This is a genomic window from Azospirillum sp. (genome assembly GCF_035628975.1).
Taxonomy (GTDB): Bacteria; Pseudomonadota; Alphaproteobacteria; order Azospirillales; family Azospirillaceae; genus Azospirillum.
This window is the reverse complement of the sequence record NZ_DASPIS010000074.1, coordinates 1-12771: the sequence shown is the minus strand read 5'-3', so window position 1 is coordinate 12771 and position 12771 is coordinate 1. Positions and strand designations below refer to the sequence as shown.

Sequence of the window (12771 nt, the reverse complement as noted above, 5' to 3'; positions counted from 1 at the left end):
GCCTGCCTTCATCCATGGCTTCAAGTCTGGGATGAAGCCTGACGCCTTCGCCCATCGTGCCCTCCGTCTCCCGTGAACCCGCGCGCAGTCTCGGCTACGGAAGACACTTCGGGAAGAAGGGTGCGCTCGTAGCGCTTACGGTGAATGCATCTGGTACCACGCAGATCGGATAGCCCACCGCCAAGGTGGCAGAGGGCTCCCTCCAACTCTGCCGACGAATTGTCCGGCAAGGCTGCCGGCATGTTCATAGGGCTGCCCCGCCTACCGCTCACATGAGTATTGTCCGCTGCAGCCGTACATCGCAGGGGCAGTCGCCCGCCGAAGTACGGCAAGCCATTCCGCCTCTGATCTTTGATCCGTTCGGCATTGGAAATCCCCTGTGTTGCGTGGTCCCTTTCGGCAGTCCCTGATCATGATGCGCCCCGACGTTGCCAAACTCGCGGTACTTTGCGGAACCGGTCTCCTCACGGGGATCGCCGTAATGGTTGCTGTGATCGCTGCCTGCGCGGTTGGTGCGCTGGCCTTTCCTTCGCTCGCCGGCGTCTGGTCAGGGCCGATCCTGTTGGCCATCGCTGCCACCACCATACCCGTTGCCCTGCCCATCTGTCTGACGCTGATCCGTTCAATTGTCCAAATTGATGCTCAGAGGCGCGATTTGGCTGCGCGCGAGGAGTTGCTCTCCACCGCCCAACGCATCGCCAAGCTCGGTTATTGGCGTTTTAATGTGAACAGCCAGCACTTCACCCTGTCGGACATGGTGCACGAGTTGATCGGCGATCCCGGCCGGACGCTCGACATGACACTTCCCCACCTCCTGGAGATGACGCATCCAGATGACCGCGACCGTCTGCAGGTCGCACTGCAGAAGGTTCTCCGCGATGGAACCAACGAGCAGATCGAATACCGCCTGACCGGATTGGATGGGGTGGAGAGGACGTTCTGGGTCGATGGGCATCGCGGAGAAGGGGCGGATGGAGCCGCAACGGCCTATGGGGCCTGCCAAGACGTGACTGAGCGCATCCGGATGGAGGTGGCCTTGCGCGAGAGCGAGGAACATTACCGGTACGCGGTCGAGCTCAACCCCCAGATCGCCTGGATAGCCGACGCGAATGGCCTCAGCCTCGACGTTGGCTCCCGTTGGCTTGAGGTAACCGGCCTGACGCGCGAGGAGACCCTCGGTACCGGATGGGCAAAAGCCCTACATCCCGATGATGCAACACCGAGTTTGGCGGCTTGGTCGGTGAGCCTGGAGACCGGCGCTCCGTTTGACGTCGAGCAACGCTTGTGCTTGGCCGATGGAAGCTATCGATGGTTCCGAGCACGGGCGGCTGCGCGTCGGAGCAGCGACGGCACCATTATGCGCTGGTACGGCACCATCGAGGACATCCACGATGCCAAGATGGCCGCTGTGGCACTGTACGAGAGTGAGGCTTTTGCCCGCAGCATCCTGGAGAGCAGCACGAACTGCGTCAAGGTTCTCGACCTTGAGGGGAACCTGCAGTTCATGAATGGTACAGGACTGCGAATGACCGAGATCGGAGAATTCGAGACTTTCCGAGGGCGCCCCTTGTCTTGTCTTTGGCCGGCGGAGGCAGCCGGCCGGCTAAACGCCGCCGTCGCGCGGGCCTGCGCGGGGGAGGCCGCGCGCTTCACCGGCTTCTGTCCGACCGCCAAAGGAACACCGAAATGGTGGGACGTCTCCATCTCGCCGATCCCTGGGGCAGATGGTCGTCCCGCACGGCTGTTGGCCATCTCGCGCGACGTGACCGAAGCCCAGCGTATCCAGGCAGAGTTGGAGGGGGCAAAACACGCGGCTGAAGACGCGGCGCGTCAACTCGGAGCCGTTCTTGAGAGCACCACCGATTGCGTGATCGTTCTCGATCGGGAGTGGCGTTTCACCTTCTTGAACCAGCGCGCTATCGACATCGTCGCTCCCGGCCGGAACCTGCTTGGTGTGAACATCTGGCAGGCATTTCCTGACGAGATCGATGGCCCCTTCGATCACCGCTACCGTGACGCCCTGAACCGGCAGACACCGGTGGAATTCGAGGAGTTCCTGCCGTCTCTCGGCATCTGGCTGGAGGTGCATGCCTACCCTGGCCCGGATGGTCTGTCGATCTTCTTCCGAGACGCCTCGGAGCGACGCCGAGCACGGGAGCAGTTGATCCATATGGCCACCCATGACGCTCTAACAGGGCTGGCGAACCGCGGGCTGCTGCGTCAACGCCTGGACCAGGCCATTGCGCAGGCCAAGGGTGATGCGCGCACAGCCGTCCTGTTCCTTGATCTGGACGAGTTCAAGGCCGTCAACGACACCCTGGGTCATCCGGCCGGTGACCGACTGCTGACGGAAGCGGCAGAGCGGTTGCGGGAGTGCGTGCGCACCACGGACACTGTTGCACGGTGTGGTGGCGATGAATTCGCCATCGTTCAGACCGGGCTGACACGCCCCTCTGACGCAGCGGCGCTGGCGCAGCGCATTATTGTTGCTCTGGGCGCGCCCTACGCGCTGGACGGCACTGCTGTCATAGTCGGGGTCAGCATCGGGATCGTCCTTGTGCAAGACATCGGCGCACAGGTGGATCAGGTTCTGAAGGACGCGGACATCGCGCTGTACCGCGCCAAGGCGGAAGGGCGAGGCATCTACCGCTTTTTTGAAGTAGGGATGGACGCGCATCTCCAGCAGCGTCAGCAGCTCAAAAATGATCTGCAAGGCGCGCTCGACCGGCGTGAGCTCCTCCTCGATTATCAGCCGCTGGTCAACCTGAAGACGGGCGGCATCAATGGGTTTGAAGCGCTTCTCCGGTGGCGGCATCCCCAGCGGGGGCTCGTCTCGCCGGCAGACTTCATCCCATTGGCTGAAGAGACCGGCGTCATCCTCGGCATCGGCCAGTGGGCGCTTCGCCAAGCGTGCTGTGAAGCGGCGGGGTGGCCGGGTGACATCACTGTTGCGGTCAATTTATCGCCTGTCCAGTTCCGCAGCCCCGACTTGGTGAACAAGGTGGCGGACGCCCTGTCCGACAGCGGCTTGGCGGCAGCGCGTTTGCAGTTGGAGATCACCGAGTCCGTCTTGCTTCAGGATAGCGAAGCCAACCTAATGGTGCTGCATGCGCTTCGCAGGCTGGGGGTGAAAATCTCCATGGATGACTTTGGCACCGGCTACTCCTCCCTTGGCTACCTGCGACGCTTTCCGTTTGACAAGATTAAGATCGATCGTTCCTTCGTCGGTGACCTTCCGGATGCAGCGGGCGCCAGAGCCATCGTACGTGCGGTACTAGGGCTCAGCAGAAGTCTGGGAATGACGACGACCGCAGAAGGGATCGAAACGGCTGAGCAGCTTTCCTGTTTGCGGATGAAAGGGTGCGAAGAGGGACAGGGCTTTCTGTTCGGACGCCCGATGTCCGCCGATCTAGTGATTGACTTCGTGCAGAGGGGAACGACTTTGGCGCACAAATCCGCGTGAGGGCAGATTCCGTCGGCGGCTGGCGGTGAATATGTGATCTTGCAGGAGACGGGCATGTCCAAGCGGATCATGATGTTCATGACCTTGCCGCTTAAGGAAGCCTCGACTTTCTAGCTCGGCGGGTTCCGAGCACGGCTGCCGCGGCCGATCAGTTGCTTGCAGGACTCACTCCATATGACAGACGATATTAGACGCTAATGCGCGGTTTCCAGAACCCCAGCGCGGCGCTGAGGCGTCCTCCTTGTGGGCGCAGGGGAAGCCCATCAACGCTCTCCCGCGGCTAAGCAGCGGTTGATACACGGCCTCTCGTTCGGCGCTTTTCAAAAAATTCAATATGCGCAGGACCGGTCGATCAGCGCCTACCAAAACGCGAAGGTCCTATTCACCAGGAGGCATTACCGGTCGTCCATCAGAAGTCGCCTGAGGGTTTCTCCAAGTTGCCGGGCGGTAACCGGCTTGTAGACGACATGCAGGCCATGCGCTGCCGCATCGTACTGGGCCTCGCTTCCGGTCTCGCCGGTCAGGATGATGCCCGGCACGCCGGTGCCGTATGCCTCACGCACCCGCAGGATCGCTTCGGTCCCGCTCCGCCCCTCGCGAAGACGGTAGTCGGCGACCACAACGTCTGGCCGGCGACCTGCCGCCTTCAGCGCGGACAGCGCCTGGTCAGTGGAACTGGCGGCCATCACTTGGTAGCCCCACGCCTCGAAGGTGGCTTTCAGCCCCAGCAACACGATGGCATCGTCGTCCACCAGCACGGCAAAGCGGCCGTTGCCCGCTAGCGCAATCGCCGCCACGGCGGCTTGGCGTTGCTCGGCTTGGCCGCGCGGCACCTCAATGGAGAACACCGAGCCTTGCCCCGGCGTTGAGCGAACGTCGACCGGATGCTCCAGCAGGTCCGAGAGGCGCTGCACGATGGCGAGGCCGAGGCCCAGGCCGCGGTTGCGGTCGCGTTCAGGATTGCCGACCTGATGAAACTCCTCCCAAATCCGTTCCAGCTGGTCCGGCGGGATGCCGATGCCGGTGTCCTGCACCTCAATGCGCAGCCGGTCCCCGGCCTGACAGCATTCGATGGCGATCCGTCCGGACTCGGTGTAGCGCAGCGCGTTCTCGACTAGGTTGCGCACCATTCGACCGAGCAACGTGCGGTCACTGCGCACGACGGCGGAACAGGTCGAAACTTGAAAGTCGATCCCCTTGGCCGCGGCGACCGGCATGTAGGCGGCGCTGATCGGCTCGACGAAGTCCTGGATCGCGAAGTCCTGGACGACGGGCTCCACGATGCCAGCGTCTAGGCGCGAGATGTCGAGCAAACTGTCCAGCAGGTCCCTCAACGCGTCCAACCCGCGCCCCAGGTGTTTCAATGCTTCCTGCCCCGTGGCCGTGACATGTGGTCTTAGGACCTCCAGGAACAGAAGCAGGGACTGCATGGGCTGGCGCAGGTCGTGGCTGGCTGCGGCGAGGAACTTGGACTTGGTCAGGTTCGCCTGCTCCGCCGCGTCGCGCATCGCCCGGACGTTCTCTTCAGCACGCTTGCGCTCGGTGATGTCGATGACTGATCCGACATAACCCCGAAAGTGGCCTTCCTCGTTGAACCGGGGAGCCGCCGCATCGATCGCCCAGTGATAGTCACCGTCGGCGTGGCGGAGCCGGTACTCGACACGGAACGGCGCCTGGTTGGCGGTAGCGGCCCGGAACTGGCGCTCCACCTCTTCCCGATCATCAGGGTGCGTCGCCTCCAGCCAGCCGAAGCCCAGGCCAGTTTCTGGGGTCTGTCCGGTGAAGGCGTACCAGGTCTGTGACAGATAGCTGCACTGGCCGTCGGCTTCGGTGGCCCAGACCATGACCGGCGCGTTGTCGGCGAGGTGGCGGAAGCGCGCCTCACTCTCCCGAAGCTCTTCCTCGACCCGCTTGCGGGCAGTGATGTCGGTGAAGAGGATCGCGACACGGTGCCGCTCGGCGTCGGCTCGGAAGGCGTACACGGCGTACCAGCGGCCTAACGCGGCCGCCCGGTGCTCGAAGCGCGCCGGCTGGCCGGTCAGGGCAATCCGGCCGTAGGTCTCAAACCAATAATCCTCATGCTCGGACCGCATCGCGCGCATGCTCTTGCCGACCGCGTCCCGCAGGCCCGTCAACGCCTCGAAGGCGGGGTTCACCTCGACGAAGACGTAATCGATCGGATGGTTCTGCTCGTCGAAGATGAGGTCCACCGTGCAGAAACCTTGATCGAACGCCTCAACCAGGGTCCGATAACGCTCCTCACTCTCGCGCCGGGAGACAACCGCCTGCGTCGTCTCCGTGCAGAGGACCAGGATGCCGCCGACGCCGTTTGCCGCGTCGGCGTCGTGGATAGGGCCGTAGCTGTAGGTCCAGTAAACGTCCTCGCACCGACCGTGACGGGAGATGGGGACCAGGTGCTGCTCGTGCCAAGTCGGTTCGCCGCCCGCCATGACCTGTTCGATCTGTGGGCCGATGATGGGCCACGCCTCCGGGAACGCCTCACGGCCTGGAGCCCCTAAGATGGAGGGGTGCTTCTCGGGCCCAAGCGACACGGCATAGGCGTCGTTGTAGAGGCAGACGTGCTGGGAGCCCCAAAAGATGAACACCGGGTGGCGGGTGCTGAGCATCATTCCGACCGCCGTCCTCAGACTCTGTGGCCAGTTCCCGATCGGGCCAAGGGGGGTGCGGGACCAATCGTTCGTCCGCACCAGCGCCCCCATGCTGCCGCCCCCGATCGGCCAAGTGCTCTCCGGGCGTCCAGCATCAGCGTTCACAGCCGCCCTCCGGGGTGGCGGCGCCGATCCCGAACCGGGATTGGGCCGAGTTTCGCTCCTGAAGCAGACGCATACCGTCGCGGATGACCTTGCTGGCCGTCGGGCAGCGGCCGGCGGCTATCTGAGCTTGGCCGAACTGGCCGAGTTCCGGCATGAGGGAAACATTTTGGCTGAGGGGTCTGAGCATGGAGCCACCGCGGCAGAAAGAGGGCTGGTATCACACCTTGTAACAACCTAGCCGGCGCAGAGGCGTTTCAAAGCAGCTGGGGATCCATCCGGACAGGAGCGGTGTAAATACTAGACTGTTGTTCAACGAAGTGGGAGCAATCGGTACCCGTTGGGACGCCACTTCAGCAAGTTTTCACTATTCTTTCAAAGGGTTGGGCTGCATCAGCTGCGGATTCTTGTTAGGTGCTGGTTCATAATCAAACCTTACGGGAGAATCCTCGGGAGCGGCTCAGCAGGCTCCTGACGTTCGACGCTACCTGAGCAAGCTGATAAGGTTTCATGATTACCATCAGTCGACCCGGCTCCTCGGTCGGCATGGCCTCGCTGTAGCCAGTGGTCACCACCACTGGCATATCTGGATCGGTTTCCCGGATGGCCTGGATCAGTTCTAGACCACCCATCCGAGGCATCCTCATGTCGGTCACCAGGGCGTCAGCCGGGTTGACTGCATGAGCCAAGAGGGCTTCCTGCCCGTCACGGGCGATGGTGACCCGGAAACCGTAAGACTCTAAAACTTCAGCCAAAGCAGCGGCCACAAGGTCTTCGTCTTCGGCGAGTAGAACATGAGGTGACGTGAGCATTTGATACTCGAGCCTAATCAGCACAAGCGTTATATAAGCTAGGTCTCTGTGGCCATCGTTATCAGAATTGTCACGAACTGTAACAGCAGGGTGTTTACTCAGTTCGATTTTATCTGACCGTCAGCATGTCGCACGGATGTGGTCGCAACCGGTAACTATCGCTCTCGCTCCAAAATTGTCACGGCAACTTATTGCTGGTCCATTGATCCATATCAACTGTGAGCGCAACGTTTGATATATGACGTTCGGTTCAGGTGGGGCGCTCAGGCGCCAATCGGGCGGTCTCAACCCGCCCGGCTGTTTTCCGGAGACGTCTCATGTTGCGCTGGTTCTCGAACCTGAAGCTGGTCACCAAGCTCACCTTTCCCATCGCCGTCCTCCTGGCGGTCATCGGTGCGATTGTCTGGCAGTCGCAGTCATCGCTTTCCCATCTGGCAGACACCTTGGAGACCGCCATCGGGCGGACTGCACAGCGCAACTCGCTGGCCTTCCAGGTCGAGGCCGCGGTGAATGGCTCGGCCATTGCCGAGAAGAACGTCATCATCGAGACTGAGCTGTCTGGCAAGCACGAGAACATTCGCATCTTCGACGAGCGCATCGAACGCGCCAAAAAGGCCGTCCAGCGTATGCTGCCGCTCGCGCTGCCGGAGCGCCGACCCAAGATCGAGGAGACGGCCCGGTTGATCGCCGAGTACGAGCGGATCGCCCGCCAAGTGATGGACATCGCCCTGCGCAACGAGACGGCTGAGGCTCAGCGATTTTCGGGCACCGAGGGAAGGAAGGTGCGCACCGAACTCGCTCTGCTCATCCAGGATCTCACAAAATACAACGATGTCGCGCTGGAGCAGTCCCGAACGCAAGGCGCTGCGCTCGCCGCCTCATCGACAACCATGCTGTATGTTATTTCCGGCCTCGGGCTTGCGCTCTCGCTTTCCCTGCTCGGCTTTATCATCCTGCGCCTCGTCGTGCGTCCTCTGGCAGACATGACGGCCTCCATGCACACCATCGCAGGCGGCAATCTGGACACGAAGGTCCGTGGCACCGAACGCCAGGATGAGGTCGGCACGCTTGCGCGAGCCCTCCAGGTCTTCAAGGACAACGGGCTTGAGATGCGCCGCATGGAGCGGGAGGCTGTCGAGCAGAGGACCCGCGCTGAACGCGAACGCAAGGACGTTCTGTTCAAGATGGCTGCCCACTTTGAAGCCAGCGTCGGCGGTATCGTTGAAGGCCTGTCCTCGGCAGCGACCGAAATGGAAAGCGCCGCCGCGTCGATGTCCTCCACGGCAGAGGAGGCGTCGCGCCAAGCCATGGCTGTCTCTGCTGCCTCAGAGCAGACCAGCACCAATGTCAACACCGTAGCAGCCGCCACAGAGGAACTCGCAACCTCGGTGACGGAGATCGGCCGGCAGGTTGAAGCCTCGACGGAGATCGCTGGACAGGCCGTCACCGAGGCTAAGCGCACCAACACCCTCATCCACGGCCTTGCTATAGCGGCCAGGGAAATCGGCGAGGTGGTTAATCTGATCAATTCGATCGCGGGCCAGACCAATCTGCTGGCTTTGAACGCCACGATCGAAGCCGCCCGGGCTGGGGAGCACGGCAAGGGCTTTGCCGTTGTGGCGAGCGAGGTCAAGGCACTGGCAAACCAGACGGCCAAGGCCACAGACGAGATCCAGGCCAAGGTGGAGGAGATTCAACGAGCCACCAACGGCGCCGTCGAGGCGATCGGCGGCATTGGCGAGATCATTGATCGGATCAACGAGATCGCCTCCGGCATCGCCGCGGCAGTGGAGGAGCAAGGCGCTGCCACCCGCGACATCGCCGGCAATGTTCAGCAGGCTGCGGCCGGCACGCACGAGGTGGCGAATAACATCGTGGGCGTGACCCAGGCGGCCACGGAGACCGGTTCGTCTGCGACCCAGGTGCTCGGTGCCGCCGGCGTGCTGGCCAAGGAGACGGTGATGCTCCAGCGTCAGGTTGACGCCTTCCTGGCGTCCGTGAGGAGCGCCTGATGCGCGATCACGGCCCCTCTGCCGACAGAAGTCATAGTTACCTTGCTATCATCAGGATCATGATCCACCGCTTGGCTCACCCAAACTGCAAGTGCCTATCTTCACCTGACCTGCAAAACGAACCGCGAAGCAATGTCGTCCTTAATCAATGTGACAACCGGAGGACTCTGCCAAAGTGTCATAGGCGAAGGACAAAAATGGAGATATCGTTTGCCTCATCAACACCTTCTGCGTTCATTCAATGCTCATCACGCACAGTATACGGATCCTGATTGTTGAAGATGACATTATTTGCGCAATGGCTCTCGGTAGCGTGTGCGAGGCCGAAGGTCATCACGTTGTCGGTGCAAACAATGGACAAGAGGGGCTGCAGGCTTTTTCCTCAGCCCCTTTCGATCTCGTGGTTTCTGATCTCAACATGCCAAAGCTTGACGATCGCCAGATGATCTGCCAGCTCCGCGACGAGTGGCCTTGTCTCCCCATCATCATCCTGACCGGTACCCGACCGACTGGAGGGGTTGGCGCTCTGCAAGGCAACGATCCAGGATTAACGGTGCTTTTGGAAAAGCCTGTGAACGGAAACGATCTCCTAGCCGCAATTCGCAGCATCTTCTGGTCAGAGCCCAGCCCTGCTGTCCTGCGCCTCAATCCCGACTGGTGGTACCAGAACAACGCAGCAAGCGGCCCCATCACGCGAGCAACTGGCGCTTGCTAAGAGCGCCTGTGAATCGGCACGAGGTTTCGAATGCCGATCGGCACAGTAACGTGCTGAAAGTATGAGATCCCTTGGGGCCCACCTGCGTGCTGTTTCACACCTGTCCGCATTGCTTCCCTTTGACGGACAGATATCTGAGCAAGCGGGGGAAGACCGGAGCCTCATAGGCTTGGCTGGCGTCGTTCATAGCGCCGCCATGATATGCCCGATCAGGGCCGATGGCGGGATGGGTTTGGACAGGATGCGGATGCCGGCCTCGCGCCCCAGATCCTGCAACACCGCCTTTTCGGCATAGCCGGTGACGATCAGGACCGGCAGGCCGGGGCGGTGACTGCGGACGATGCGGGTCAGGTCGGCACCGGTCATGCCAGGCATGGCGAAATCGGTCACCAGGACGCCGATGCCCTCGTCCGCCTCCAGCACGGCCAGGGCCTCCTCGCCGGTGGCGGCCTCCGACACCAGGATGCCGGCCTCGTCCAGCACGGCGGCGTTCGCCATGCGGACCAGGGCGTCGTCCTCGACCAGTAGGACGCGCACGGCTGCGAATGGCACGGGCAACGGTTCGCTTCCTGCGGGCGCCGGGCCGCCGGGGGCGTCCGCCTTGCTTTCGGCTGGGCTTTCGGCCGGCCTTTCCACCGGAGCATGGGGCAGATACAGCGTCACCGCGGTGCCGAGGCCGGGATGGCTTTCCAGGCGCATGCCGCCGCCGGACTGGGCGGTCAGCCCATGCACCATGCTCAGCCCCAGCCCGCTGCCCTGCCCGACCGGCTTGGTGGTGAAGAAGGGTTCGCAGGCCCGCGCCAGCACGTCCGCCGGCATGCCCATCCCGCTGTCGCGCACGGTCACGGCGACATAGGCGCCCGGCGCCAGGGCCGGCGAAATCCCCTCGCCCCCCTCCCCCGCCGGCAGGCCGCTGATGGACAGGCTGGTGACCGCGATGGTCAGGGTGCCGCCGTCCGGCATGGCGTCGCGGGCGTTGATGGCGAGGTTCAGCAGGGCGATGTCGAACTGGTGGGGGTCGACCAGCGCCGCTGGCACGTCGGCGTCCTTGTCAATGCGGATGCGGATGGAACTGCCCAGCGTCCGTTCCAGCAGCGTCGCCATCCCGGCCACCTGGGCGCCGAGATCTACCGGCGCCGGGGCCAGCCGCTGGCGGCGGGCGAAGGCCAGCAGATGCTGGGTCAGGGTGGCGCCGCGGTCGACTGCCTGGCTTGCCACTTCCAGCGCCCGGCGGCTCTCCGCCCCGCGCAGCTCGCCGCCGGCCTCCAGCATGTGCAGGCTGGAGCGCACCGCCTGCAACAGGTTGTTGAAGTCGTGGGCGACGCCGCCGGTCAGCTGGCCCAGCGCCTCCATCTTCTGCAGCTGGCGGACATGTTCCTCCGCCTCGTCGCGGGCCTCCACCGCCTGCCGGCGCTCGCTGAGCGCGCGGTTGGCGGTCTCGTAGGCCAGGAACTGGCGCGCCATCGCCCACAGCATCAGGGCGAGCGCCACCGTGCTGACCAGCCCGGTGGCGGCGATGACGACCGCTTGGCTCTCCCAGCGGGCCAGGATGTCCTCCCGTGTCCGGCTGACCCCGACGGCCAGCGGGTAGTTGCGTAGGGCCTGGAAGGACAAGATGCGGTCCTTGCCATCGAGTGAAACCGGCGCCGCATAGGTGCCGGCGTCAAAGCGAGCGAGCTGTTCGGCAACGCCAGGGCTGGGGGCAATGGTCCCGACCTTGTCCGGCGTCGGCGGGAAACGCGCCAGCAGCATGCCGTCGCGCCACCACAGGCTGAAGCCGCTGCCCGGTACCACTTGGAGGCTGCGGTAGAACTCCTCGAAATAGGACAGTTGGATGGCCCCGACGACCAGCCCGGCGAGCCGGCCCTCCAGGTCGTTCACGCGCCGCGCGATGTAGAGCGTCCATTCCTGGGTGGCCAGGCTTTTCGCCGGCCGGCTGAGATAAGCATGTCCGGGGTCATGGTCCTTGAGCGCCAGGAAATAGTCGCGCTGGGACAGGTCCAGCGCCGGGGCCGGGAACTGGCGGGTGAAGTTGACCAGAGTGCCGTCGGCAGCGATCAGGCTCAGTGCCTCCAGCTGTGGCAAGCTGGCGGCTTTGGCCTTCAGGATTTCATAGACCTGCCGATCCGCCCGCAGCTGGCCGAAGGCCTCGGGGCTGCGCCGGTTCTCAAGCGGGATCTGCTCGGCGACTCCGTTGACGGTTAGCTCGATCCCTTCGATGGTGCGCGTGGTCTGTTCGGTCAGCGAGGCGTTAAGCGTGCGCAGGCCCAGCACCGCCTCGGTCACCGTCTCGTCATGCAGCCAGTCCAGGACCATCGTGGTGCCGCCGCACAGCGCCGCCAGCAGGCCAATACCAAGGGCTCCGATGCGCTGGAGCGGACGGTTCTCCCTCAGAAGCCGCAGCATGATGCCCGCTTCCGGCCCGCCTTCGCCGCTGCTCCGTCATCCATGTCCGAGCCTGTTCCTCTTGTCGCCGCCATGGCGATCCGATCCCCCTGCAGCTCCCGCTGGAGCTACGGAAGGTTTTGATACTGCATGAGCTTGACTATAAACACTGCTGCCCGCCGAGCAACCGGTTCCAGCTGACATCCTCTCCGCCCTGACGGGCGGCGGCTCCGGCGAGAACGCAGGCGCACCCGCAACGACCGAGGTTCGCTTTGCCGGCTCCGGTCCGGTCAAGTTTCAACTTTTGGGGGCTGGCTGAGAGGCGGTCGCCCACAAGATGTTGATCGGAGGCAGCCCAGCGGCTGCCACATAACTTCCACTGCCGTGCGAAAGCGAACCGGATCAGAGGCTTGATCAGGCACAACCCGCACGCCGATAGCGATTATGGAACATGAACTTATACAACCGCGCAGTCAGGGGGCGGGACGCTGCTGTGCGGCACGCCACTCCGCCAAGGTCTGCCCCATCTCCAGCATGATTTCCCGCTGCTGCTGAAGGATCGCTCGCTCCTCTTCCGCCGCCAGCCGATGCTGCTCCGCCCACAGCCGCGCCT

Annotated in this window: 7 protein-coding genes; 3 read left to right on the top strand and 4 right to left on the bottom strand. The window is 63.3% G+C overall.

Annotated elements, in window-relative coordinates:
* Positions 1–412: 412 nt before the first annotated feature.
* Positions 413–3463, top strand: coding sequence for an EAL domain-containing protein (locus VD964_RS16510; protein WP_324869614.1), 3051 nt, complete (start codon positions 413–415; stop codon positions 3461–3463).
* Positions 3464–3858: 395 nt separating this feature from the next.
* On the opposite strand, the gene VD964_RS16505 is transcribed toward VD964_RS16510, so the two are convergent.
* The 3 genes from VD964_RS16505 to VD964_RS16495 form a co-directional block, all read right to left on the bottom strand.
* Positions 3859–6093, bottom strand: a complete 2235-nt coding sequence (locus VD964_RS16505) for a PAS domain S-box protein (RefSeq protein WP_324869613.1) — start codon at positions 6091–6093, stop codon at positions 3859–3861.
* A gap of 133 nt (positions 6094–6226) precedes the next feature.
* Positions 6227–6391 (bottom strand): ribbon-helix-helix domain-containing protein, encoded by a 165-nt coding sequence (locus tag VD964_RS16500; protein ID WP_324869612.1) that lies wholly within the window; start codon positions 6389–6391, stop codon positions 6227–6229.
* A 271-nt stretch (positions 6392–6662) separates the two neighbouring features.
* Complete coding sequence (locus VD964_RS16495; RefSeq protein ID WP_324869611.1) at positions 6663–7046, bottom strand: response regulator; 384 nt, start codon at positions 7044–7046, stop codon at positions 6663–6665.
* Positions 7047–7363: 317 nt separating this feature from the next.
* On the opposite strand from VD964_RS16495, the gene VD964_RS16490 reads away from it, so the two are divergent.
* On the top strand, positions 7364–9058 hold the full coding sequence (locus tag VD964_RS16490; protein WP_324869610.1) for a methyl-accepting chemotaxis protein: 1695 nt from the start codon (positions 7364–7366) through the stop codon (positions 9056–9058).
* A gap of 241 nt (positions 9059–9299) precedes the next feature.
* A complete protein-coding gene (locus VD964_RS16485; protein WP_324869609.1) occupies positions 9300–9773 on the top strand; it encodes a response regulator in 474 nt (157 codons plus the stop codon).
* A 183-nt stretch (positions 9774–9956) separates the two neighbouring features.
* Here the strand turns inward: VD964_RS16485 and VD964_RS16480 are convergent, their stop codons facing one another.
* Positions 9957–12179: a hybrid sensor histidine kinase/response regulator gene (locus tag VD964_RS16480; protein WP_324869608.1), complete on the bottom strand. Its 2223-nt coding sequence runs from the start codon at positions 12177–12179 to the stop codon at positions 9957–9959.
* Between the last annotated feature and the right edge of the window lie 592 nt (positions 12180–12771).

Excerpts from the sequence above, each read along its gene's own strand:
- VD964_RS16510 (WP_324869614.1), top strand. The coding sequence starts at position 413 with ATGATGCGCCCCGACGTTGCCAAACTCGCGGTACTTTGCGGAACCGGT.
- VD964_RS16505 (WP_324869613.1), bottom strand. The coding sequence starts at position 6,093 with ATGATGCTCAGCACCCGCCACCCGGTGTTCATCTTTTGGGGCTCCCAG.
- VD964_RS16500 (WP_324869612.1), bottom strand. The coding sequence starts at position 6,391 with ATGCCGGAACTCGGCCAGTTCGGCCAAGCTCAGATAGCCGCCGGCCGC.
- VD964_RS16495 (WP_324869611.1), bottom strand. The coding sequence starts at position 7,046 with ATGCTCACGTCACCTCATGTTCTACTCGCCGAAGACGAAGACCTTGTG.
- VD964_RS16490 (WP_324869610.1), top strand. The coding sequence starts at position 7,364 with ATGTTGCGCTGGTTCTCGAACCTGAAGCTGGTCACCAAGCTCACCTTT.
- VD964_RS16485 (WP_324869609.1), top strand. The coding sequence starts at position 9,300 with ATGCTCATCACGCACAGTATACGGATCCTGATTGTTGAAGATGACATT.
- VD964_RS16480 (WP_324869608.1), bottom strand. The coding sequence starts at position 12,179 with ATGCTGCGGCTTCTGAGGGAGAACCGTCCGCTCCAGCGCATCGGAGCC.